The organism is Gilliamella sp. Choc4-2, from assembly GCF_001690355.1.
In the GTDB taxonomy this organism is placed as follows: domain Bacteria; phylum Pseudomonadota; class Gammaproteobacteria; order Enterobacterales; family Orbaceae; genus Gilliamella; species Gilliamella apicola_A.
Genome location: NZ_LZHG01000060.1, coordinates 58,054 through 84,387 on the forward strand (window position 1 = coordinate 58,054; position 26,334 = coordinate 84,387).

Consider the following 26,334-nt stretch of genomic DNA (forward strand, 5'->3'; position numbering starts at 1 on the left):
TAACGTGAGCATTTTATGTACAAATTTTTAATAACGAATCAATTTAGCAAAAACATCGCTTGCAAAATAATTTGCATATTCTCCGCTTTGCTTATAAGTTTTTCCACTTGGGCTTTTTCATACGATGATGTGGTTAAAAAAGCAGAAAAATTATCAAAACAGGCTTATGAACAGCCATCTAAGAATATTCCAAGTCAATTAGCTTCCTTACAATTTGCTGATTATCAGAAAATTTTATTCAATCATCAAAAAGCCTACTGGAAGGATCAAAATACACGTTTTAAACTTGAGTTTTATCATGAAGGAATGTATTTTGATACTCCCATAAAAATCAATGAAGTTGTTAATAACCAAGTTAATGAAATCAAATATGATCCAAGTTATTTTGATCTCAGCCAAATTAACTTAGGTAATTTAGATACCAAAAATCTTGGCTTTGCAGGATTTAAAGTACATTATCCGATTAATTCATCAAACAAAACTGATGATGAAATTTTTACAGCACTTGGTGGCAGTTATTTTCGTGCCGTAGGCAAGAATCAAATTTATGGTCTATCAGCGAGAGGACTGGCGCTTGATACAGGCGAAATGTCAGGAGAGGAATTTCCTCGATTTAAAGAATTTTGGATAGAAAAACCAGAACCGAATCAAAAACACCTCATTATTTATGCATTACTAGATTCACATAGTGTAACAGGGGCTTATAAAATTACATTAGTACCAAGTGTCGACACAACTGTTACCGTTGAAGCTAAAGTCTTTTTCCGTAATGCGGTTAAAAAATTGGGTATTGCACCATTAACAAGTATGTTTTTGTATGGACCAAATCAGCCATCACCTTTACTTAATTATCGTCCTGCTATGCATGATTCTAACGGGTTATCAATTTTAGCAAGTAATAAAGAATGGATCTGGCGGCCTTTAAACAATCCAAAACGATTATCATTTTCTTCGTATAGTTTAGAAAACCCTAAAGCATTTGGTTTGATTCAACGCGATAATGGTTTTAGTGATTATCAAGATCTTGACGATCATTATGAAAAACGCCCAAGTGTCTGGACAGAAATTCTTGGTGATTGGCAAAAAGGACGGGTCGAACTTGTAGAGATTCCCACTCCCGACGAAACCAATGATAATATTGTAGCCTTTTGGGTACCTGAAAAACAATATAATGCTGGAAATATGCTCAATATTAAATACCGATTGCATTATACATTAAATGAACAACAGCGTTACCCCGATAACGTAGCCAGAGCAGTAAGTACACGTTTATCATTAGGTGATATAAAACAAGCTAATTTAATTCGTAAACTTGACGGTTCTAATGCTTATGTTATTGACTTTGCTGGTCCTCAATTATCAGAAGACAAACCTGTAAAAATCATTTCAAGCATTAACAACGGAACTATTGTTAGCAGCCAATCACAATACAATCCGATTATAAAAGGTTGGCGTGTCATAGTACGATTCAATGTTGAAGATAGCAAAAAAGCAACCGATATTCGTATACAATTAGCCTCAGAAAAAACCAATGAAGTTTTATCTGAAACTTGGAGTGGGCAATATCCTGCACAATAACTTTAATCGAAAATATGAAAAAAGATTACTTTTCAACACTTTCTGACGCTGATTATTGGCGTCAGAAAAATCAAAATAAAGCACCACTATCTAGTGATGTCGAGTTTTTGAAGTATCGCTTAAACCAAATCAGCGATACCTCAACATTTATTGACGAAAGACAGCAACAGCCTAGTTATCCGAAAATAGAACGCGTTGCCATCCAACCACAAATTTGGAAGCAATTTTATAAAGCAAAATCGGAGAAAAGCTTCATTGTCACGATTCGACGCTTTATCATGTTATTACTTATTATTGTGCAAACTTATTTAGGAACGGGTTACCTTTCTTCACTATTGCCTTATCAAAGTTGGGACAAAATCAATTTTATGGCAAATTGGGAAATAAACCCCGAACTTGCAGTTTATAGCGTTATACCTTATATCATACAAGGTTTTATTATTGCTTTATTTGCTATTTTATTTTGTTGGATTTCCATAGGATTTTGGACCAGCATTATGGGGCTAATTTTAGCTATCATGGGGAAAGATCGTTATACTGTTCAAATCCCCAAAAATCCAACTGAACATATTGATGCTCGACATCGAACTGCATTAGTAATGCCAATTTGTAACGAAAATGTGGCACGAGTTTTTGCTGGATTACAAGCAACTTACCAATCTTTGGTTGAAACAGATCATGCAGCCTATTGTGATTTTTTCATTTTAAGTGATACCAATGATCCCGACCTTTATGTCAATGAACTCAAGGCTTGGGCTGAGTTTAATACAAAAAAACAAAATAATGGCTGCAATATTTTTTATCGTCACCGTAAGCGCCGGATCAAACGTAAAAGTGGTAATATCGACGACTTTTGTCGCCGTTGGGGACATCAATACGAATACATGATGATTCTTGATGCTGACAGCATCATGACAGGTGATTGTATATTAAATATGATTGCCATGATGGAAATGACACCTAAAGCAGGAATACTGCAATCTCCACCTAAATCAGTAAGAATGAAAACCCTTTATGGTCGTATTCAACAGTTTGCTAATCAAATTTACAGCGATATATTTTGTGCTGGCACCCACTTTTGGCAGTTAAGTGAAGCACAATATTGGGGACATAATGCGATAATTCGCTTAAAACCGTTTATTAAACACTGTATTTTATCCCCACTGCAAAAACGTAAAGGTCCTTTGCACATTTTGTCACATGATTTAGTAGAAGCTTCTTTAATGCGTCGAGCAGGCTATGGCGTTTGGATTGCCTACAATATAAATGGTAGTTATGAAGAATTACCAGGCAATATGATTGAAGATCTAAAACGAGATAACCGCTGGTGTATGGGAAATCTGATTAATCTTAAATTAATTTTCGAAAGCGGAATCACTTTAACCCACCGAGTTATGTTTGCAACCAGTGGTATGGCTTATATATCTTCATTACTTTGGTTAATTTTTCTAATATTTTCAACATTACTTTTATTAGTATTTAATATATCCGAACCGCAATATTTTTATCAATCAAACCAATTTTACCCGACATGGCCGAAATGGGATGAACAATTGGCTATGCAGTTATTATCAACAACACTGGTATTGTTATTTGCTCCTAAATTTTTTAGCTATGGCATTATTATTGCTAGAACAAGAGCAAAGGATGTTGGCGGTATATTTAAATTAACCTTATCCATACTTATTGAAATGGTTTGGTCAATGGTTCTGGCTCCAATTCGCATGATCTTTCATAGTAAATTTGTACTAAAAGCATGGATGGGTAGTAAAATACAATGGAAATCACCATCCCGAAGTGACGATTCTTTAACATGGGGGGAATCATTTTATTTTTGTTGGCCACTTTCATTATTAGGTATTGTCTGGTTAGGAGTAATTATCTGGTTAAATCCACAATTTACTTATTGGTACATAGCCATATTAATACCTTTAACCATTTCTCCTTTAGTAATTAGAGTATCGGGACTTTCAAGTATCGGCATGAAAGCCCAAAAAGCAGGACTATTTTTAACTCCTGAAGAAACGCATCCTACAAAAGCTGTTACTCTTACAGGCGAATATTTAATTAAAACTGAAACTGCATTTGTTGAACATGGCTTTGTTATGGCGTTGGTCGATCCTATATATAACGCACTAGCTTGCGCTTTGTCGACTTCAAGACATAGCGTTAATAATAAAAACCAACAAAAACGCAATGAACTTATTAAACAATATCAACACATAGATTTAGAAAAAATGAGTAAAGAAAAGCAATTAGCCATTTTAGAAGATCCTATTATTCTTTCAGCATTACATAGCCACATTTGGCAACAACAAGAAAAATACGACAATCTATTTGCATTATGGCAAAATAAAGACCAGCAATAAGAGATAGGGTTTTACCCTATCTCTCACCTTTTAGTAAATAATCAAAACCCATTGGATATTTTTATGACTTGGCAACCTTCTGCACCTATTAATAATTTACTTAAGCGCGCAAAAATTGTATCTCAAGTAAGACAATTTTTTTCTGATCGCTGTATTTTAGAGGTCGAAACACCTACCTTAAGCCAATATGCTGTAACAGATGTACATTTAAGCTCTTTTCATACATCATTTTTAAAACCAGGTGAAATAGACGAGCACAAAGGACAAAAAATGTCATTAATAACTAGTCCTGAATACCATATGAAACGTTTATTAGCTGCTGGTAGTGGACCTATTTATCAAATTTGTAAATGCTTTCGTAATCATGAGGAAATAAGCCGCTATCATAACCCTGAATTTACCATGCTTGAATGGTATCGTATCCAATTTGACATGATGCAGATGATCAATGAAGTTGATGATTTTCTACAAACAATTTTAGACTGTGAACCTGCTGAACGAATCTCTTATCAAAAAGTGTTTCAGCGTCATCTTAATTTAGATCCATTAGAAGCAGATCATGCAAGTTTAGTTAATGCAATCAAACAGCTTAATATTGAACTTGATGCCGAACATTATGATAAAGATACACTATTACAGTGCCTATTTTCCTTTGGCATTGAACCTCATATTGGTCAGGACAAGCCTATCGCAGTATACCACTTCCCTGCATCGCAAGCGGCACTAGCTGCAATCAGCTCAGAAGATCATCGAGTTGCTAGTCGTTTTGAATTTTATTATAAGGGTGTTGAATTGGCCAATGGTTTTAAAGAGCTAACTAATCCTCAAGAGCAAAAAATGCGTTTTGAACAAAACAACATTGATCGTGCTAATCAAAACTTACCACAACAAAATATTGATATTGAATTATTAGCTGCTATGGAAGCTGGATTACCTGATTGTGCTGGTGTAGCTATTGGTTTAGACCGTTTAATAATGCTCGCCCTTGGTGCTAATACTTTAGATGATGTGATTTCATTTACCTTTAAAAGGGCTTAATTATGTTCGGAGTTTTAGGTTTAAGCGAATGGATTGCCATAATTATCGGCATTGTTTCATTCATCTTATTAGTATTGGTTTTAAAGTCTCAACTGACCATTAATAGCCAAAATCAATTATTTGATCTACAGTTAGCACAAAAAAAAGAAGAAAATCAATCGTTAGTTTTTCAGGTAAAACAGTTGGAGCATGAGTTAGCTCAACATCGACAACAAAATCTTGCACAAAATGTCAAAATCAGTGAACTTAAAACACGTTTAGAAGAAACATTAAATGCAACCCACGAACGCCAAACTATTCTTGAACAGAGCGAACAACGATTAACCACACAATTTGAAAACCTGGCTAATCGCATTTTTGAACATAGCGGAAAAAAAATAGAGCAACAAAATAGACAGAGCCTCAACTTTTTACTTTCGCCACTAAAAGAGCAGTTAGAAGGGTTTAAAAAACAAGTACAAGATAGTTTTGGGCAAGAAGCAAAAGAACGCCACACCCTTACTCATGAAATACGTAATTTGCAACTGCTTAACGAACAGATGAGCAAAGAAGCGATAAACCTAACCAATGCGTTAAAAGGCAATAATAAAACTCAAGGCAATTGGGGAGAATTCGTTCTTAGCCAAATATTGGATAATTCAGGATTACGTTTAGGCTATGAATACGACACACAAGTAAACTTAACTAACGAAAATAATCAACGATTACAGCCCGATGTTATTGTACACTTACCACAAGGTGGCGATGTTATAATTGACTCAAAAGTCACATTAATTGCTTATGAACGCCATTTTAATAGTAATGATGAAACCATTAAGGCTAAAGCCATGACGGAACATTTAGCTGCAGTACGTAATCACTTAAAACAGCTTAGCCAAAAAGATTATCATAAACTTATAGGGGTTAATTCTTTAGATTACATACTAATGTTTATTCCTGTCGAACCTGCATTTTTAAGTGCGATAGATCATGACCCAACACTCATCAATGAGGCATTAAAAAATAACATTATGATTGTAAGCCCAACTACTCTTTTAGTCGCATTGCGTACTATTCATAATTTATGGCGATTTGAATACCAAAATCGAAATGCCGAACTTATTGCCGATAAAGCAAGCAAATTATACGATAAAGTGCGTGGATTTGTTGAAGACATGGAAAACCTAGGAAACTGCTTAGACAAAGCACAACAAACTTATCAAAATTCAATGAATAAATTATCTAAAGGTCGTGGTAATGTAATTGGACAAATTGAACGATTCCGTGAACTTGGCGTTGAAGTAAAAAAAACAATCAACCCCAATATAGCTATATCATCTAAAGATGAACTAAATGGCGATAGTGAAAACGATTTGCATTAGCTAAATTACACACGGCTGATTATTGTCACCAGTTAAAATACAAACGCCTTAATAAACAAGCTAACATTAGTATAAAAAACAGTATAAAAGCATGATTCACCATTATCCAAAATACGTGTATACTCACTTAGCATGAAGAGGAGTAAAAAATGGCAAAAAACCAAAATAAAGAACCCAGTTTTGAAGAGATACTTAAACAACTTGAAACGATTGTGTCCCAACTTGAAAATGGTGATTTCCCTTTAGATGAAGCTTTAAATGAATTCGAAAAAGGGATTAAATTAGCTAAGGCAGGGCAAAAACAATTACAGCAAGCAGAACAACGTATTCAAATTTTATTATCTGAAAATAGTGATGCACAATTATCAGAATTCTCATTGAAAAATAATGAATAGCTTACAACCATTACAACAACGAATTGATTCGTTTTTAACTGCCTATATTGCCAAACTTCCTTCTTCTAAATTACAAGAAGCGATGAGTTACAGCTTACTTGCCGGTGGCAAACGAATTCGTCCTATTTTGGTCTATTTAACTGGGCAAATGTTCAACTGCCCACTTGCTAAGTTAGATGAGCCTTCAGCAGCCATTGAAGCGATTCATACCTATTCACTAATTCATGATGACCTACCTGCAATGGACAATGACAACTTAAGAAGAGGAAAACCAACTTGCCACATTCAATTTGGTGAAGCGCAAGCCATTTTAGCAGGTGATGCCTTGCAAAGTTTAGCCTTTTCATTATTAGCAAAAAGTGAGCTAATTGATACTGAAACTAAAATTAACATGATAGCCGAACTTGCCCATGCTAGTGGGGTTAATGGCATGTGCCTTGGTCAATCACTAGATTTAGCGGCAGAACGCCAATTAATTAGCATTGAACATTTACAAAAAATCCATTGTTATAAAACAGGTACCTTAATCAAATCTGCAATTAGATTGGGTGCTTTTGCCAGTGGTGATATTGCAAAACCCTATTATAAATTGCTCGATAATTACGCAGAATCGATTGGATTAGCATTTCAAATTCAAGATGATATTTTAGATATCGTTGGAGAACCGACTATCATGGGCAAATCTCAAGGTTCGGATATAACTCATGAAAAGAGTACTTATCCAGCACTAATTGGGCTTGAAAACGCAAAAAAATTAATGCAACAACTTTATTATCAAGCTATCGATAGCCTAAATCAGATACCATATAATAGCCAAACATTACACGACCTTGCTAATTTTATTATTCATAGAACTAACTAACAAATAGCGAAAATAAATTTAAATAATGAATTTAGACAATTACCCTTTATTAAAGCGAATTAATTCACCAGAAGATTTAAGACTCTTCCCACAATCTCAGTTACAAGCTATTTGTGGTGAACTTAGGCAATATTTATTGACCTGTGTTAGTCAATCAAGTGGTCATTTGGCTTCAGGGCTTGGAGTGGTTGAATTAACCACAGCACTACATTATGTCTTTCACACGCCTTTTGATAAAATTATTTGGGATGTCGGTCATCAAGCCTATCCGCATAAAATTTTAACTGGTCGCCGAGACCAAATGCTCACTATTCGCCAAAAAGGAGGGCTTCATCCATTTCCTCATCGTAATGAGAGCGAATATGATGTACTGACCACTGGACATTCTTCAACTTCGATTAGTGCAGCACTTGGAATAGCAATTAGCGAACAAAAGAAACAATCGGGTAAAAAAGTAGCCGCAGTAATTGGCGATGGAGCCTTAACTGCTGGTATAGCATTTGAAGCTATGAACCATGCAGGGCATATCAAACCAGACATGCTAGTGATTGTAAATGATAATGATATGTCGATTTCAGAAAACACAGGCGCACTTAATCAGCATCTAACCCAAATTTTATCAAGTAAAGCTTATGCATCTTTTCGTGAAAATGGTAAACGTGTACTTGCTAATATTCCACCATTAAAAGAATTATTTAAAAAGACAGAAGAACATTTAAAAGGTTTGGTTACCCCCGCTATCTTATTTGAAGAGCTTGGATTTAATTATATTGGTCCTATTGATGGGCACGATATTAATGCATTAGTTGCAACACTACAAAAAGTCCGACAATTAAAAGGTCCACAGCTGCTTCATGTTATTACTCAAAAAGGCAAAGGCTATGCACCTGCTGAAAAAGACCCAACTTTATGGCATGGCGTACCAAAATTTAATCCCAATGATGGAATATTACCTGCCCCCCCAAAAGCAACGCCAACTTATTCACAAATTTTTGGAGATTGGCTATGCGAAATAGCGCAAAACGATAAACGATTAATGGCAATAACTCCAGCCATGAGCGAAGGATCGGGCATGACAAAATTTGCAAATAGCTATCCTGACCAATTTTTCGATGTTGCAATTGCCGAACAGCATGCAGTTACCCTTGCAGCAGGGTTTGCAATTAGCGATTTAAAACCAGTTGTTGCCATTTATTCAACATTTTTGCAACGTGCTTATGATCAGGTTATCCATGATATAGCCATTCAAAACTTACCTGTTTTATTTGCTATTGATCGTGCCGGTATTGTAGGTGCCGATGGCGAAACGCACCAAGGTACCTTCGATTTAAGTTATTTACGCTGCGTGCCAAATTTTGTCATTATGACACCAAGCGATGAAAATGAATGCAGACAAATGCTTTATACAGGCTATTTACATCATGGACCTTCTGCAGTGCGTTACCCAAGAGGAGAAGGAATTGGAGTAGCACTAACACCATTATCTCCTATACCAATAGGGCAATCTAAGCTATGCCGACAAGGGGAAAATATAGCTTTACTCAATTTTGGCACATTGCTTCCTGAAGTTTTACAAGCGGCAAATAAAATTAATGCTACAGTCATAGACATGCGTTTTGTAAAACCACTAGATGAAAAAGTCCTTTTGCAGATTAGCCAAACACATAATATACTGGTAACTATTGAAGAAAATTGCATCAATGGTGGCGCCGGTAGCGGTGTCAATGAATTTTTATTATCGAAAAAAACAAAATGTGATATTTTAAATATTGGATTACCTGACAAATTTATTCCTCAAGGTTCTCAAAATGAGATGAGAGAAGAGTTTGGATTGACCTGTAAGCACATAATAGAGAAAATCAATAATTTTAAAATTAATAGGTAAAATATGGAAACTGAAGCTATCACTATTCAAATTTTCGGGCGAACTTTAAGATTTAACTGCCCTGTTGATGAAGTTGATGCACTTAAGAATGCAGCAAAAGATTTAGATACACGCTTATCCAATTTACGAGAAAAATCGCCTCAAGTTGGTAGTGATCAACTCATCATGACCGCTGCATTAAATATTTCTTATGAACTAACAAAAGAAAAAGAAAAAAGCGGTGAATTTAGTAACCGATTAAAGATGTTGCAGCAATTGCTTGATTCAGCCCTAAATACTGATAATTAATTCACATAATTGTAAATTTAGTACAAATGATATTGTATCGCCCTCTAAATTTTGTATTATTATGCTCACCTCTGGGATGTTCGCGATAAGGGTTAGTCCCCTGAGCCGATATTCTAAACTTTAGAACGATGTGATTTTTAATTGGTGTGTATGCCTTACTTGTAAGGAAACCTAAAAATTAAAACGCAATGTTCACCTTGAACCTTGGGTTCAAGGGTTACAACCCTAACGGCATCTTGGAGTTTTTTCTTTACAGAGATAACAGATGAATATTCGACAGGTTATTCGTCAAAAAAGACGACAATTGTCTCAAACAGAACGGCAAACCGCACAGCTAGCGATTTATCGTAAAATTGCGGATCATCAAGTTATTCAATCTTCCCAAAATATAGCTATTTTTTTATCCTTTGATGGTGAAGTCGAAACCAAACCAATTATTGAATATTTATGGCAACAGCATAAATCTGTTTATTTACCCATTATTCATCCTTTTTTTTCAACTCACTTACTCTTTTTAAAATACACTCACCAAACGCCTTTAATTAAAAATAAATTTGGTATATTAGAACCAACCTTGAATGCATCAACCATAATCCCCTCTCATAAATTAGACGTCGTATTTACGCCGCTAGTTGCATTTGATGACAGAGGTTATCGTATAGGCATGGGAGGTGGTTATTATGATCGCATGTTAGCCAATTACCAAAGCCAACAAATTTACCCTATAGGACTGGCGTTTGCATGTCAAAAAGTACCATATATAGACAATCAGCCATGGGATATTCAATTACCTGAAATTATTTATGCATAATTTGATAATTCAACAAATTAATAAAGATAATCGGAATAAAATTCGTATTATTATACGTTGATTTGCAGTATAATTATCACAATTCATCTCGAATGTTCTTCCAATAAAAATAAACGATCATTCTTTACTAATTTAATGGCTGTAGCTTAAAAATTATTTTTACCGTGTGATTTTTCTAACATAAAATTTTTACTATATGCTTTACCATTCTATTTTTTATTTTAATCACGTTATATACCGTCACTCACAAGATTTTTAATTTAACCAAAGCGGTTTTATATTATAAAAAGGAGTGTTGTAATGTCAGAAAAAAAAGTCTTAACCACTAACAATGGGGCACCAATTGCCGATAATCAAAACTCACGCACAGCAGGACCTCGTGGTCCGGTTTTAATTGATGATTATCAACTTATCGAAAAACTTGCCCAATTCAATCGTGAAAATATTCCAGAACGTCGTGTTCATGCTAAAGGTTCTGGTGCACATGGTACCTTTACTGTCACTAATGATATTACAAAATATTCTTACGCTAGTTTATTTGCCAATGTAGGCAAACAGACGCCAATTTTTGCTCGATTTTCGTTGGTAGGTGGTGAACGAGGCTCATCTGATACCGCGCGAGATCCCCGTGGATTTTCAGTCAAGTTTTATACAGATCAAGGAAATTGGGATATCGTCGGCAATAATACTCCCGTATTTTTTATTCGTGATCCACTCAAATTTCCTGACTTTATTCATACCCAAAAACGTGACCCTAAAACTAATTTAAAAGATCCACAAATGATGTGGGATTTTTGGTCTTTATCGCCAGAATCACTTCACCAAGTCACTATTTTATTTTCTGATCGTGGTATTCCTGATGGTTATCGTCATATGCACGGCTATGGTAGCCATACTTATAGCTTAATCAATAAAGATGGCATTCGCACTTGGGTAAAATGGCATTTTAGAACAGAGCAAGGAATTAAAAATATTCATCCTAAAAAAGCAACAGAAATAGATGGAACTAATCCAGATTCGGCGCAAGAAGATCTATTCAAAGCCATTGAACGTGGCGACTATCCAAAATGGCGAGTTTACATACAAGTTATGACTGAAGAGCAAGCCAATAACCATCGAGAAAACCCGTTTGATGTCACTAAAGTATGGTCACAAAAACAGTACCCATTAATTGAAGTCGGCGTTATGGAACTGAACCGTAATCCAGAAAACTATTTTGCAGAAGTTGAACAATCTGCCTTTGAACCAAGTAATGTGGTTCCGGGTATTGGCTTATCACCAGATAAAATGCTTCAAGGACGAATTTTTGCTTATGCCGATGCGCACCGCTATCGTATTGGTACTAATTATCAACAACTACCAATCAATGCGCCAAAATGTCCTGTACATAATTATCAACGTGATGGCGCAATGCGTTTTTATACTCCTGATAATGCGCCTAACTATGAACCAAATAGCATTGATAGCGCACCAAAACAGCAACCACAATATGCCGAGCCACCAATGCATGTACCAGCTGGCACAATGGATAGGCATGATCATCGTGTGGATGGCGATTATTACTCGCAACCACGTGCACTATTTAATTTAATGCAACCAGATCAAAAACAGCTGCTTATTGATAATATCGCAGGATCAATGAAAAACGTAAATCGAGACATTCAAATCAGGCAGCTAAAGCACTTCTATAAAGTGCATCCTGACTATGGAACTGGAATTGCAAAAGGATTAGGCATTGATATAAACCTAATAAAAAATTAGTACTTAAAATAGTAATGCCGGCTAACCTAGTCGGCGTTTTTAATTATTGACTGTAACTAAATACACAAATATAAATTGATCACAGTATAAAATTTATAAAAACACTTCATTAATTTAGCAAAGTCACATATTATTAGCATAAATTGCAGTGAAATTATATAACTAATTGAAATTAAAGGCATTGTTCGATGAAAATAATTAATCTAATTGTTATATTATTGTTTAATTGTGCCGGAGGATTGTTAATTTATCAATGGTGTTATCAGTTTATAAGAAAACACAGTACACCAGAATCTCATTTTTTAATATTGTATTGCTTGTGTTATTTCTGTTTTATTCTTATTTCAGTCTTTATGCTAGATAAAATAAAACGACCGTCAGGTTTAATCTTTTGTGGGATAGTTATTGGTGTTTTAATAAACTTTATCTCATGGATTGTCCGCCCATTCATTATGGGAGATCACAATACATTAGTTCTAGATATTGACGCAATTATTGCATATCTGTGTATATCATCAGCCGTTACCCTTAATTTTATAATATACCTAGCTATTTTATTATGCTGTCACTACTCAATTTTTTGGATTGAAAAAATATATAAGAAATGTATTTTCAAGCAATGATAAATGTTTTCCCATAGATAAAATATTAGGCAGTACTTACGAGTATAAATTACTCATTTAGAGTAATACATTGTGGCACAATCCAGCTATTAACCCTCTACATAATGCCGACTAACTTCGTCGGCATTTTAGAATGTTGGCTACAACTACCGACAAAAAATACACATCGATAACGGCAAAAAATTTACGGAAAGCTTTCATCCACTGGGCTACACGGTATTATTTCTATAGATTATAGTTAAATTAGCCTACCTTTATCAAAATGGTTATATTGAGCAATATAACTACATGCGCTAAGCAAAATCACTTATTTTATTCATAAATCTCCATAATTTAAGATTGTTTTTTTATATCAATTTCATATAATTTTAAAAATTATGTATAAATATTAAACGTAGGTACTGTTATGAGTCAGCGGGTAGCTATTCTTGGCGATGATACCACGACTGGTGGCAAAGTAATTTCAGCATCGGGACAAGGTTTTTACGCAAATCAAGGTATAGCTTGTATAGGCGATTATGCATCATGCCCTAAATGTAAAAGTACAGGAAAAATTATTGAAGGCGCTTATAATTTTATCATTACAGGTAAACCAGCTGCTTATAATGGTTGCGTTATTGCATGCCAATGTACACCTATAGGTTGTAACAAAATTATAGCAACTAAAAGTACAATTTTTGTTGATGTAGAGAAAAAGAATAACGATAACAATCTAACCAATACTTTGGTTAGAGAAAATAAAATATACAATAATTTAACCAATCAAGCTAAAAACGACTCCCAGCAAGAGGTAGAAGCATATTTGTTTACTGTAAGAAATATTACATTTGGATATGGCACTCATTCTGCATTATATATTAATTTTAAAGAAAAAGATAAATACCCATTAATTTTCGACCCCAATGGAGATTATATGCGACGATATCGAGGGCAAGCAGAGGCTTTTTATGATGATGGGAGCATTCCTTTTTCAATAGAAGAATTTGTAAAATATCATGCACAATCCGGTGATTATGTTTCTCAACGTAAAATTTCTTTAACACGTGATCAAGCTATTAATATTGAAGAAAGAGTGCTTAATGGAAACTATGCAACTCTTGATGGTTTTTATTGTGCATATGCAGTTTCATCAGTTTTAGATGAATATGGACTACAAGATCTTTATATTTTTCCTGGAAATTTGGAAAAAGCAGTCAAAGAAATCGAAGATGGGAAACAATAAAAATATGAAAATTATTAATTTATTTGTCATATTGATCTTTAATCTTATAGGAGCCTATTTGAGCTACCAATGGTGTTATCAGTTTATCCGAAAACATAGTACACCAGAATCCCATTTTTTAATATTGTATTGCTTGTGTTATTTCTGTTTTATTCTTATTTCAGTCTTTATGCTAGATAAAATAAAACGACCGTCAGGTTTAGTCTTTTGTGGGATAGTTATTGGTATTTTAATAAACTTTATCTCATGGCTTGTCCGCCCATTCATTATGGGAGATCACAATACATTAGTTCTAGATATTGACGCAATTATTGCATATCTGTGTATATCATCAGCCGTTACCCTTAATTTTATAATATACCCAGCCATTTTATTGTGCTGTCACTACTCAATTTTTTGGATTGAAAAAATATATAAGAAATTCATTTTCAAGCAATAATAGATGTTTCCCCATAGATAAAATATTAGGCAGTACGCACGAGTATAAATAAAAATAAGATCGCAACTTGTTAAAAAGCATTTAACGATCTAAAAAACAATATTTTTTACTGAAACGTAGGGTTACCTGAAACTTTTTGACAAAATTATACTCACTTGTTTACTTAATTTTTTAAAGACAAATGAAAAATTCATGCTAATAAAAAAGATGCTTGCTAATATATTTTTACGATTGTTTTAATTAACCGTATTGAAGTTCAACTAATCTATTGATTTCGTATGAAACTTAAATAGTTAGGTAGCCAATACGGTTATAACCATCTAAATTAGGTTCTGATAGCTGATTTTTGCCGAACAATCTCAAATAAACAAACACCAGTTGCAACCGATACATTTAGTGATGACACAATACCCGCCATAGGAATGCTCACCAATTCATCACAGTGTTCTTTGGTTAAACGGCGCATCCCCTCGCCTTCAGCGCCCATTACTAAAGCAAGTGAAGTTGGGGTGGATGTTTTATAAAAGTCAGTTTGATAAAGCGTTCTATCTGCTTCACCAGCGGTACCGACAATCCAAACTTGATACTCATCTTGTAGCATTCGCATAGTGCGAGCCAAATTAGTCACTCTAACCACAGGAACGCTTTCAGCTGCACCACACGCAACTTTTTGAGCGGTTGAATTAAGTGGCGCTGAACGATCTTTTGGTACAATAATAAAACTAACCCCAGCAGCATCAGCAGTTCTTATACAGGCACCTAAATTATGCGGATCGGTCACTCCATCTAAAATTAAGATAACTGGGTTTGGCTGCCCTTCCATAAGTACAGGAATATCGTTTTCTTGATAACCTCGGCTTGGTTTAACCATGGCTAAAATACCCTGATGTACCCCATTTTTAGATTTTTCATCTAACCATTGGCGATTGGCGACTTTAACAGGCAAGCCTAGCTGTTCTAATTCAAGAACCAAGGCATTTAGACGTTTATCTTCACGCCCTTTAATAATAAACACTTCAATAATTCTTTCTGGCGAACGTGCTAATAATGCTTCTATTGCGTGCAAGCCATAAACTGTTTCACTCATTTATTTATTACTCTTTATCTTATTAACTATTTAGTTTTATTCGTTGATTTTGATTTACTCCGTTTTTTACTTTTGGCTTTCAGTTCAACTTTAGCACTTGATTTCATGCTTGATTTAGTGCGTGATTTTGCTTTTTTTGGGTTACTTGGCTTAGCACTACTTTTTTTACTGGTTGATTTTTTGCCTTTTCGCTTAACGGATAAATCAGCTTGTTGATCTTTTGGGGCTTGTTTGGACTTCTCTTTTGCCGTTTTCCCCTGACGTTTTGGCTTATTATTACTGCCCACTAATGAAAAATCAATTTTACGTTCTTCAGGATTCACATTATCGACTTTTACTTGCACTTTATCGCCCAAACGATAAACGAAACGGCTGTTTTCACCAATCAAACGATTACGCGAACCATCAAAAATATAATAATCATTTTCTAGCGACGACACATGCACTAAACCATCGATAAATAGATCGTCCAACCGAACAAAGAACCCAAAATTAACCACGCTTGAAATCGTACCGTTAAAAACTTCACCCACATGATCTTGCATGTAATCACACTTAAGCCAATCAACTACATCACGCACGGCTTCGTCAGCACGACGCTCAGTCATTGAGCAGTGTTCACCAAAGTAAAGCATTTCATTTGTATCATAACGATACCCTCCCGTTTTACTGGTTTTATGTTTTTCATTAGCCAAAATCCATTTAATAGCGCGATGCAAAAGCAAATCAGGATAACGACGAATTGGTGAGGTAAAGTGCGCATATTCGTCAAGCGCTAAACCAAAGTGCCCTCGATTTTCGGGATCATAAATGGCTTGCTTCATTGAACGTAAAATCACGGTTTGCAACATATCATGATCGGGGCGAGCTTCAATAGCAACCATTAATTCGGCGATATCTTTCGGTTTTGGGTTGTTTCCTCCTGCTAGTGATACGCCTAGCTCACTTAAAATACTACGCAGATTATTCATGCGATCTTCATCAGGTCTATCATGCACTCGGAATAATGAAGGCACATCAGCTTTAATCACTAATTTCGCTGCTGCTACATTAGCTAAAATCATGCATTCTTCAATGATTTTATGTGCCACATTACGCTGTGCCAGCTCAATACTTTCAATACGTTTATCGGCATTAAAAATAAATTTTGGCTCTTCGGACTCAAAGCCTATCGCACCACGGACCACACGGGCTTTATCAAGCACATTATAAAGTCCATAAAGATTTTCAAGATGAGGGACTAAATCATGATAATGCTCACGAAGTTCTTCATCTCCCTCTAAAATCTTCGCCACTTTGGTATACGTTAACCGAGCATGCGAATTCATCACGGCTTCGTAAAACTCATACCCTGTTAATCGTCCTTTGTTCGATACGGTCATTTCGCACACTAAGCATAAACGATCAACTTGCGGATTTAACGAACAAAGCCCATTGGATAACACTTCTGGAAGCATTGGTACAACTCGTGAAGGAAAGTAAACCGATGTCCCCCGTAAACAAGCTTCTTTATCTAACGCCTTACCTGGTCTAACATAGTAACTTACATCTGCAATAGCCACCCATAAACGATAGCCGCCTCCGCGGTTTTTTTGACAATAAACCGCATCATCAAAATCACGCGCATCTTCACCATCAATTGTTACCAAAGGCAATTGACGCAAATCTCTTCGCCCTTTTTTGGCGCTTTCTGGCACTTGTTCGGTAAACTTGCTAACTTCTTTTTCAACAGCCTTTGGCAATTCATAAGGGATTTCATGATTCCGCAGGGCAATATCAATTGCCAAATTAGTTCCCATTATTTCGCCAAGCACTTCTTTTATTACACCTACCGCTTTTTGACGGCGTTCAGGACGTTGTTGTAACTCAACTACCACCACTGTTCCCATACGAACTGTGCGGCTAGGTTTGCCTGCAATTAAAATATCAAAGTTTAAACGACTATCATCAGGGACAACAAAACCAACCCCTTGCTCAATAAAATATCGCCCGACAATAAAATTACTACGAGGCTCTAAAATTCGAACCACTCGAGCTTCAGTTTTACCACGATATTTAGTCCCCATTGGCTGCGCTAAAATCACATCACCTTGTAACACCTTTTTCATTTGCTCTGGCGATAAAAAGTAGTCTTCAGGAGTGCCTTCTACCCGTAAAAAACCAAAGCCGTCACGGTGTGCAATCACACTGCCTTTTACCATATCAAATTTTTCAGGCAGGGCATAACATTTCCGGCGAGTAAACACCACTTGACCATCACGCTCCATTGCACGTAAACGACGATGTAACGCTACTTTTTGTTCATCATTTTTTATCGCCATTGCTTGAGCAATGGTTTCTAAACTTGCTGGTTTGGCTTCTTGTTTAAGGTAATCTAAAATAAGTTCACGGCTAGCTATTGGGGAATCATACTTCTCGGCTTCGCGGTCAAAAAAGGGATCTTCTATCATAAAGGGATATCCTGTGACTAATATTAACGCTAGCATAACATAGAGTTATATAACTTAAAATGAACATTCATTTTTACCCATGCTATTTCTCTATGTGGTTAAATGCGCTCAAAGGAAAAATACTGTTACCAATAATTTACTAAATATCAATAAGGTATTAATAGCACAACCATTTTATCTATAAATATCACTCTTCTAACTCTTCATCAACATCCGATGCCCATTTATATCGACCGCTTACCCCATTTAATGTTTCTAATTTATTCTTTCCAAATACTTTATAGCTATGCATTCCTTGTACTGGCTCACCATTAACCAGTTTTTCAGAATAACCAAAACGTTTATAGATTTCAGGGTCTTTCACCCAATCAGGAATATTTTCAACATGATAGGTAATGTACACATCGCGCACGGTGCCGCCCCCCACGCCATTAATGGTGTCTTTAGTGCGTTTAATTTTATCGACAACCACTCGACCAAAACAAAAATTAGTTTCAGCAAATGCCCATTTTACATATTTGCGCCCTAAATCGGTGAGGTTATAACGGTATATCGGTTTACCGTCGACTTCGCCTAGGTATTCCTCGGTAAAAAAGCCTCGCTTGCTAAATAAATGTAAATTCTCATTTTTTAAGCGGTTATGAAATTCTTTCATAGTTTGAGTTGAGAAAGGTAATTCTTCCCCTTTTAGATGTATAGTGGTATACGGGTACATGGACTCAGTTACTCTGCCCACCATCATACAAATCGCTTTATCGCCAGTTTCATTGTTCCAGTCATAAATTTCTTGAATATCCTTTTTATATGGGTAGTTGTCGCAAGCGGTCAACAAGATACCGCATATTGAGAGTGTTAAGATTTTTTTCATTTTTTATACTTCGCTTAGTCTTTTATATAGCTGTTACCCAACACACTATTTTAACTCTTTATTAAAATCTGATGCCCATTTATAAACGCCACTTACCCCAGTTAATGTTTCTAATTTATTCTTTCCAAATACTTTATAGCTATGCATTCCTTGTACTGGCTCACCATTAACCAGTTTTTCAGAATAACGAAAACGTTTATAGATTTCAGGGTCTTTCACCCAATCAGGAATATTTTCAACATGATAGGTAATGTACACATCGCGCACGGTGCCGCCCCCCACGCCATTAATGGTGTCTTTAGTGCGTTTAATTTTATCGACAACCACTCGACCAAAACAAAAATTAGTTTCAGCAAATGCCCATTTTACATATTTGCGCCCTAAATCGGTGAGGTTATAACGGTATATCGGTTTACCATCGACTTCGCCTAGGTATTCCTCGGTAAAAAAGCCTCGCTTGCTAAATAAATGCAAACTGTCATTTTTTAAGCGGTTATAATATTTAGGCTTTCTATCAGGGGAAAAAGGTAACTCCTCGCCTTCAATATGTATAGTGGTATACGGGTACATGGACTCAGTTACATCGCCCACCATCATACAAATCGCTTTATCGCCAGTTTTATTGTTCCAGTCATAAGTGCCTTGGATTTTTTGTTTATACGGGTAGTTGTCGCAAGCGGTCAACAAGATACCGCATATTGAGAGTGTTAGAATTTTTTTCATTTTTTATACTTCGCTTAATCTTTTATATAGTTGTATGAAAGCAAGAATGGCGTTTTTTCTTGTTTCTAATTATTATTTTGCTATCAAACTAACTACCCAATATCACTCTTCTAACTCTTCATCAACATCCGATGCCCATTTATAAACGCCACTTACCCCATTTAATGTTTCTAATTTATTCTTTCCAAATACTTTATAGCTATGCATTCCTTGTACTGGCTCACCATTAACCAGCTCTTTAAAATAACCAAAACGTTTATAGATTTCAGGGTCTTTCACCCAATCAGGAATATTTTCAACATGATAGGTAATGTACACATCGCGCACGGTGCCGCCCCCCACGCCATTAATGGTGTCTTTAGTGCGTTTAATTTTATCGACAACCACTCGACCAAAACAAAAATTAGTATTACCAAATGTCCATTTTACATATTTGCGCCCTAAATCGGTCAGGTTATAACGGTATATCGGTTTACCGTCGACTTCGCCTAGGTATTCCTCGGTAAAAAAGCCTCGCTTGCTAAATAAATGTAAATTCTCATTTTTTAAGCGGTTATGAAATTCTTTCATAGTTTGAGTTGAGAAAGGTAATTCTTCCCCTTTTAGATGTATAGTGGTATACGGGTACATGGACTTAGTTACTCTGCCTGCCATCATACAAATCGCTTTATCGCCAGTTTTATTGTTCCAGTCATAAGTGCCTTGGATTTTTTGTTTATACGGGTAGTTATCGCAAGCGGTCAACAAGATACCGCATATTGAGAGTGTTAGAATTTTTTTCATTTTTTATACTTCGCTTAGTCTTTTATATAGTTGTATGAAAGCAAGAATGGCGTTTTTTCTTGTTTCTCTTTATTGTTATCTGATTCTTCAAACATGCCTGTTGGCCAGTAGTTAACCCGAATTGAAACCTCGTGCTTGCCTTTTATTTTCCCCAACTTCCATTTTATTAAAAATAGCCCTATCCGGTTTTCAATCGGTTTACTATCTGATGGGGTTTCAATCGGTTTATTATCTGATGGGGTATCCGTCGTCGATGCGTCCGAGCTTTTATTGTCGTCTGACTTGCTGTCAAAGGCGATATCCATCATTTCTATTAACAGTTTTTCATCATCATTTTCATCGCCCTTTTTCTCATCCATTTGGTAAAGTTCTTCACTCTCTGCTTGTTTTTTGGCTCTCGGAGTAAAAAAATCTGCGGAGGATAATGGCTTGATAGCTAATAACTTACCGCCATGAGATATCGTCAATTCAACAGGTGTTTGATTACTCTTCGATAAGGATTTAATGGTTACTTTTCCTTCAAATACGGATTTAGTTTCATCAAAATCCGGCAAGTTTAGCGTTAGCATTAAATCGTAATCGATTTCAATAAGTTTATACGCCACCCCTATAGGATACATTGGTGGTGTATTTGTTAATATGGTATCCGCTGCTTCTAATAAGGTACTCCTTTCAGCTTCGAGCAAACAACGACCCCCATTTACCGCTAAATAGTAATCCTGCTCGGAAAGTAACATACATTTCGGCGTCGGTAAGTAATAAGGTGGGTATTTTGATTGATGAAAATCAAAATTACCTAGCATACAACGGTTTAACCATTTGTTGATTTCATCCCAATCGCTTCCATCACTGTAAAATATATTATTGACAATCAAAATACCAATAGAAATAACAATAAATATAATTTGCCCCCAAAAAGGCACAATATTTGCGCATACGGCAAGACCCATGATAAGACTTAAAGCACTTGTGGCACAAACAACACCAGAACCCGTGTTCCCTTCAATACAGCTTGTTATTGCTTGAGTCAGCGACATTGCACTGTCTATCACACCTAGCACATTAGCTACATTGGCTACCGGTTTTAACCCTTCTAGTAACGCACTGAGTCGACCGCCTCGCTCGATAAATAGTGACGCGTTTTGCGCACGTATTACCCCTAATAATTGGGTGCCGTCTATGATTAACTGCGTTGTTGCCGACATTGTTGAGGCATAACTTATCAATAGGCGATACTTCATTAAAATTTTGGCAATCGGATCTTTGATATTATCGATTTCTTTTTGCGCCTCTTTTAAGGCGGTCACCTGAAAATATAAACCTATGCTACCTAACACACAACTGGAGGATTTATCAAATATTTCAATAAGTTGTTTTTTCCTTTTTAAGGTTTTTGATAAATGCTTAATGTCATTTTCATCAAGTGTGGCATTGTTAGCTTCAATAATGTTAGAGGTTATCCGTTTTAACGATTTTTGCCCCAAACCACCCTTTGAGCTAAACCCTTTTTCAAAAAGGCGTTGCTGCTCTTCGCTTTCAAATGCCATTAATATATTGATTTCAACTGTTTCTTTTGCTATCTGTTTATTATTTGTATGTTTTATATACCAACGAGACTTTTCTGACTGGGCTAAATTGACAGTTGTCCCTTTATTGGTTTTCAGCTCTTTATGCACAAAAAAGGGCATCAGCTTTTCATTGTGTTTTATATATTCATTTAAGCCTTTGATTGACATTTTTACTTTATATTGACATACCCGTTCTTGCCCTTGTACTTTAAACAGTTTTATAGCTTCTAGATAGTGGTCTTGCAATTTTAGATTATGGATTTTTACATTATTTTCCATTGAACGATTGGCGCCTTCAATACTAAAATTCACAATTTTTTCAATGAACCGGGTCATTAAATTTTTGTTATTTTTTAACTCAACACTAAGGAGCTCATTGGTGATAGCAATAACGTCCCTGCCCGATAAGCCCACTTGTTTCAAGGCTGATTGGTCGTTGTCCTCTAATTCTGCCACATATTTAAATACCAACGGGGTCGTTGATTGTGTTGTTCCTTCCTTCTCGTTTATTTTCGTTTTATCCCCAAGCAGATAAAAATATATCGATTGGTCATTATTCAGTAACATTCCCCATAACGCCGAATGTTGCGGTAAGGTGATGGTGCCTAAACAGGCACTGTCAAATATCATTAAAAATGAATTTAAAAAGCTTAAGTGCATATCTGAAATATCTGGCTCTATTTCTGCTTGCCAAAAAAGCAGCTTATTTACCGTGCTTGGTAACGCAGCTTTCGGCTCGCCGTTTTGAGCACTACCCTTCGATGCCGGCGAAGATTCAACCTGATAATATTTGTGGTCCTCACCAAATAACCAAATCAAATAGTTATAATAATCTTGCGAGCAAGTTTCAATATAATGATATAAAGATTGATACCCCGTTTTTTCAAATGTTTCATAGTTGTCTAACGACGGTTGATTAAGTCGTTTAGCCCGTTTAGACCAGTCATCTTCAAGCCGTTCATCAGCATAATATTGTTTTACTTGTTGTAAATCATAAAAATGTACAACTTTTACACTATCGATATTTTTATATCTATTCGCTTTTTTACCTATATTAGCTTTATATTTTTCAAGTAACTCAGCTTGTTGAACCGGGGTTAAGGGAATTTCTTTATAATTACCTAAACCCCTTTTTTTTGATATTCGGTTTTCAAGACCCAATACGCTGATACGACGGCAATAAACACGCCTATTAAATTGCCATAGGTTATAGACATCATCTTCTGCTATACCCAATTTCTTCGCTAAAGGTATATCACCAATAACACCTCGTACGCTAATTTTATCTATATCACTAAGCTCATCTATGGTCTTTTGTTCTTTATCATATGTATTGATTTCATCGTTTTTCTTGATGTAATGCGTAATATTTTCGTCTGCACTGACTTGATAACGTGGATATTGAGAAGGAGCATTATAGTTCTCTTTGGAATTATAGAATAAAAATAAATAAGCTTCGTTTTCACATTCTTGGGAAATGGAAGAACGTATTGAGTCTTTGTATTGTTCTATTAACTGATATTGTCGGCGGGTATAGTTCAGCTCTGGCTTAAAGTAAACAAAAGGGTATTCTTTTACTAATTGTGTTTGCTCACTGTAATAATTTGCAAGCTCATTTCGACCTCTAGCCTTTTGCATTGCCCTTGCCAATGGGTGAGCGGTTAAATGCTTCTCTTTTTCATAAATTAAATCATGACTACTACTGCGAACTAGTTGATGATACTTTTTTAATTCAACTACATCACTATTATCTTTTATATTTTGACTGGCTAGCCCTTCCGCCACCGGCGCTAATTTTTGGCGCCTTTGTATAGATAGCTCTTCTGCAATACCTAGGCTATCTTCTACTACTAATGCCGCAATTTCTGTAAGGTAATGGCTATTTGATTGGTAGCTTTGTAGCGTATTATTTAATGCCTCAAAGGATTTTTCTAATATTAATGAATTGAAATGGCTTGCCGTAAAAAACTGTTGAACATTCACTTCTTGTAACAGCTCTAGGGTGTAACGAAAAAGTCCATCCAATGAAACGTCCAGTTTTTTAAAAATGCCTTTACTCATTGAGCCGATAAGAGAAATGATTTCATCTAGCTTTTCCTTTGCTTTTTTAGGTTGACGCGATTTTTCCTTTTTTCGCCCGGTTTCATCAAAATAATCATGGACCATTCTATCGTCACACTCAAGCTCTAGTAAGTGACGTTTTTTATCCATAAAGTCGTTAAACAAAAAACTGCGATTTTGCGGCGAAATGTCTGGGGCTTTGGTTTGTGTCAGATCTACTTCACTAAATCGCTGTAAGCGTTCGATTTTATTTTTTCGGTAATGGTTAATCGTTTTGACTTTCCAACGTATCGGGGAATAAGCAATCCAAGCTTTATCATAAACTCGATTGTCAATGGTGATAAATAACCCTTTTATGTTGTGATTGTCTTTAAGGCAACTTTCGGGGATTTCTTTAGGTCTTGAACCTTTGACATCACGGAACTTTCGTAGGCGCATCGCCCCTGAATAAGTCACTTCATAAACCATTACCTCTAGTTTACTATCATCTGTATTGCCTATCGGGTTGCAAAGTATATATACATAACCTTCACGTAGCATTCGATATACGTATTTATATTCTTTCCAACTCTCTTTCGGTTCTCTGTCCCCTAACTCTACCATACCTTTAGACCAGTCAATATTATGATAAAATCTAATCGGTACAATTGACTTACGAACTAAAAATAAGGGAAAACCTTTGCGCTGACATACTCCACATTGTCCATTTTCTAATAATAAGGCTTTTTTATCCGATTCATAAACCAATTCTGGTTCAAAATAACTTTCTTGTGGATCTTGTAAATCGTCTATATTTTGTGTTTTTTTTGTTTCTAATATGTTTTCTTGGTTCATTGTTCTCTTCATCCAGATAAAACTAATACGATACTAATATATTATTTAATTGTTATTTAACGCTTTGCTTTTTATTGAAGTTAAAGCGTGCTCTTCTTGGCTTAATAATTTGCCTAGTTGACCTTGCTTTTCTTCGTTATTTATCACTTGGTTAATTATTTCAGCCAATTGTTCGTTTTCAGTTAATTGTCCATATATTATCGAAAATAATACATATGCCCGCCGGTCATTAGCATTTTTTAGCTGTTTGCCTTGAGGATCATAAAAATAATGAATTATTTTTGATAAGATTTTCGGCGGTAACGGTTTTTCTTTTTCTTCATACAGGTCTGATAATGTTACCGCTATTTGATAAAGCTGAGGTTTGTTAAGATGATTATAACGCAATGATTCATTAGTAAAATTTAATACAAACTCCCATTCATCTTGATAGCTAATTGAATGGAAAGCATACAGCTGATAGTCCATATCAACAAAGTAATAATTGCTATCGGTCGGTAATAATAATCCAAGGTGTGAATTTGGTTCAATATAACTGTGACGAATGAGATCTAATATAAAAGGTTCATAAAACGGTAAATAATTGGTATTTAAAGCTTTACCTGCTCGCAAACAAGATTCGACCAATGCTTCGGCAAGCTCTTTGGGCGGTAAGGGGCTGGCAATAAATCCAGATACATACTGTTTTTTGTTTAAAAATTCATCGTCTATTTGTACAATGGCCGCGGCTAATAGCTCTCTATTTAACGGCTCGTTGGGTGCGGCTATACATACAAGTAGTGGGCAAGAGTGTAATTCATGCAAAAGAGTCGGACGTTTGAGCACCGCTAAACGATCAGAAGGGAAATTTTCTTCTAACTCTTCACTATAGATAAGTGATAATTCACTGACAACACCTAATCTATCTAACAATATATAGCGATATTTTTGTTGATTTGTGTCATTGCTTAGTTCTTTTTTTAATTTATCAAAAGCAACGGATAATGGTATAAGGGAAGAATCCTTCATTATTGCCCCCTTATTCTAAGATTTATTACTATAAGCTTACCGCGTGACTCATCACCACTTTCCAATAAGATTTCTTCATCCAAGAACACTTTATTGGCACAACACTTTTTTTTATTCATCTCTATTCCTAAAATACTAATAGTTTGAACACCTTTTGGGTGGTATTTTTTATTTTATTCAATTAATTCTTTTAAATAAAAAATCATTAACTAATATATATGCTGTTCAACCAAAAATCAAAAAAAGTTTTTTTATGATCTTTTTTGGCTTGTTATGTAGCCGATTATTGATTTTTCTTTATTCTTAATGGTTCGGATATT

Annotated in this window: 18 protein-coding genes and 1 other RNA gene; 12 read left to right on the forward strand and 7 right to left on the reverse strand. The window is 35.5% G+C overall.

Annotated elements, in window-relative coordinates; translation table 11 throughout:
• The first annotated feature begins 15 nt into the window (after positions 1–15).
• From A9G34_RS07950 to A9G34_RS08005, 12 genes are all read left to right on the forward strand, one after another.
• Positions 16–1,578, forward strand: coding sequence for a glucan biosynthesis protein G (locus A9G34_RS07950; RefSeq protein WP_051825033.1), 1,563 nt, complete (start codon positions 16–18; stop codon positions 1,576–1,578).
• 14 nt (positions 1,579–1,592) lie between these two features.
• Positions 1,593–3,947 (forward strand): glucans biosynthesis glucosyltransferase MdoH, encoded by a 2,355-nt coding sequence (gene mdoH / locus A9G34_RS07955; RefSeq protein ID WP_065569395.1) that lies wholly within the window; start codon positions 1,593–1,595, stop codon positions 3,945–3,947.
• A gap of 63 nt (positions 3,948–4,010) precedes the next feature.
• On the forward strand, positions 4,011–4,985 hold the full coding sequence (gene epmA / locus A9G34_RS07960) for an elongation factor P--(R)-beta-lysine ligase (protein WP_034943762.1): 975 nt from the start codon (positions 4,011–4,013) through the stop codon (positions 4,983–4,985).
• Between the two features lie 2 nt (positions 4,986–4,987).
• Positions 4,988–6,346, forward strand: coding sequence for a DNA recombination protein RmuC (gene rmuC, locus A9G34_RS07965; RefSeq protein WP_065569396.1), 1,359 nt, complete (start codon positions 4,988–4,990; stop codon positions 6,344–6,346).
• A gap of 149 nt (positions 6,347–6,495) precedes the next feature.
• Complete coding sequence (xseB, locus tag A9G34_RS07970) at positions 6,496–6,741, forward strand: exodeoxyribonuclease VII small subunit (RefSeq protein WP_034943764.1); 246 nt, start codon at positions 6,496–6,498, stop codon at positions 6,739–6,741.
• Positions 6,734–7,603: a (2E,6E)-farnesyl diphosphate synthase gene (gene ispA, locus A9G34_RS07975; RefSeq protein WP_034943767.1), complete on the forward strand. Its 870-nt coding sequence runs from the start codon at positions 6,734–6,736 to the stop codon at positions 7,601–7,603. Before xseB ends, ispA begins: the two co-directional genes overlap by 8 nt.
• A 25-nt stretch (positions 7,604–7,628) precedes the next feature.
• Entirely contained in the window at positions 7,629–9,488 is a 1,860-nt protein-coding gene (gene dxs, locus A9G34_RS07980) for a 1-deoxy-D-xylulose-5-phosphate synthase (RefSeq protein WP_065569397.1), read from the forward strand.
• Positions 9,489–9,491: 3 nt separating this feature from the next.
• A complete protein-coding gene (gene zapA / locus A9G34_RS07985; protein WP_034943774.1) occupies positions 9,492–9,776 on the forward strand; it encodes a cell division protein ZapA in 285 nt (94 codons plus the stop codon).
• Positions 9,777–9,841: 65 nt separating this feature from the next.
• A non-coding RNA gene (ssrS, locus tag A9G34_RS07990) (6S RNA) lies at positions 9,842–10,023 on the forward strand.
• Positions 10,024–10,041: 18 nt separating this feature from the next.
• Entirely contained in the window at positions 10,042–10,587 is a 546-nt protein-coding gene (locus A9G34_RS07995) for a 5-formyltetrahydrofolate cyclo-ligase (protein ID WP_065569398.1), read from the forward strand.
• 300 nt (positions 10,588–10,887) lie between these two features.
• A complete protein-coding gene (locus tag A9G34_RS08000) occupies positions 10,888–12,348 on the forward strand; it encodes a catalase (protein WP_065569399.1) in 1,461 nt (486 codons plus the stop codon).
• A 1,029-nt stretch (positions 12,349–13,377) separates the two neighbouring features.
• Positions 13,378–14,193 (forward strand): PAAR domain-containing protein, encoded by an 816-nt coding sequence (locus A9G34_RS08005; RefSeq protein ID WP_065569400.1) that lies wholly within the window; start codon positions 13,378–13,380, stop codon positions 14,191–14,193.
• Positions 14,194–14,957: 764 nt separating this feature from the next.
• Here the strand turns inward: A9G34_RS08005 and rlmB are convergent.
• The 7 genes from rlmB to A9G34_RS08040 all read right to left on the reverse strand — a co-directional run bounded on the left by rlmB (position 14,958) and on the right by A9G34_RS08040 (position 26,014).
• Positions 14,958–15,719: a 23S rRNA (guanosine(2251)-2'-O)-methyltransferase RlmB gene (gene rlmB, locus A9G34_RS08010; RefSeq protein ID WP_065569401.1), complete on the reverse strand. Its 762-nt coding sequence runs from the start codon at positions 15,717–15,719 to the stop codon at positions 14,958–14,960.
• 26 nt (positions 15,720–15,745) lie between these two features.
• Entirely contained in the window at positions 15,746–18,169 is a 2,424-nt protein-coding gene (gene rnr / locus A9G34_RS08015; RefSeq protein ID WP_065569402.1) for a ribonuclease R, read from the reverse strand.
• 187 nt (positions 18,170–18,356) lie between these two features.
• On the reverse strand, positions 18,357–19,037 hold the full coding sequence (locus tag A9G34_RS08020) for a hypothetical protein (RefSeq protein ID WP_065569403.1): 681 nt from the start codon (positions 19,035–19,037) through the stop codon (positions 18,357–18,359).
• A 45-nt stretch (positions 19,038–19,082) separates the two neighbouring features.
• The gene (locus A9G34_RS08025; RefSeq protein ID WP_065569404.1) at positions 19,083–19,760 is read right to left on the reverse strand and encodes a hypothetical protein; all 678 of its coding nucleotides are present in this window, start codon (positions 19,758–19,760) and stop codon (positions 19,083–19,085) included.
• 102 nt (positions 19,761–19,862) lie between these two features.
• Complete coding sequence (locus tag A9G34_RS08030; RefSeq protein ID WP_065569405.1) at positions 19,863–20,543, reverse strand: hypothetical protein; 681 nt, start codon at positions 20,541–20,543, stop codon at positions 19,863–19,865.
• Between the two features lie 14 nt (positions 20,544–20,557).
• Complete coding sequence (locus tag A9G34_RS08035; RefSeq protein WP_065569406.1) at positions 20,558–25,006, reverse strand: toxin VasX; 4,449 nt, start codon at positions 25,004–25,006, stop codon at positions 20,558–20,560.
• A 45-nt stretch (positions 25,007–25,051) separates the two neighbouring features.
• A complete protein-coding gene (locus A9G34_RS08040; RefSeq protein ID WP_034943799.1) occupies positions 25,052–26,014 on the reverse strand; it encodes a hypothetical protein in 963 nt (320 codons plus the stop codon).
• Positions 26,015–26,334 lie beyond the last annotated feature (320 nt).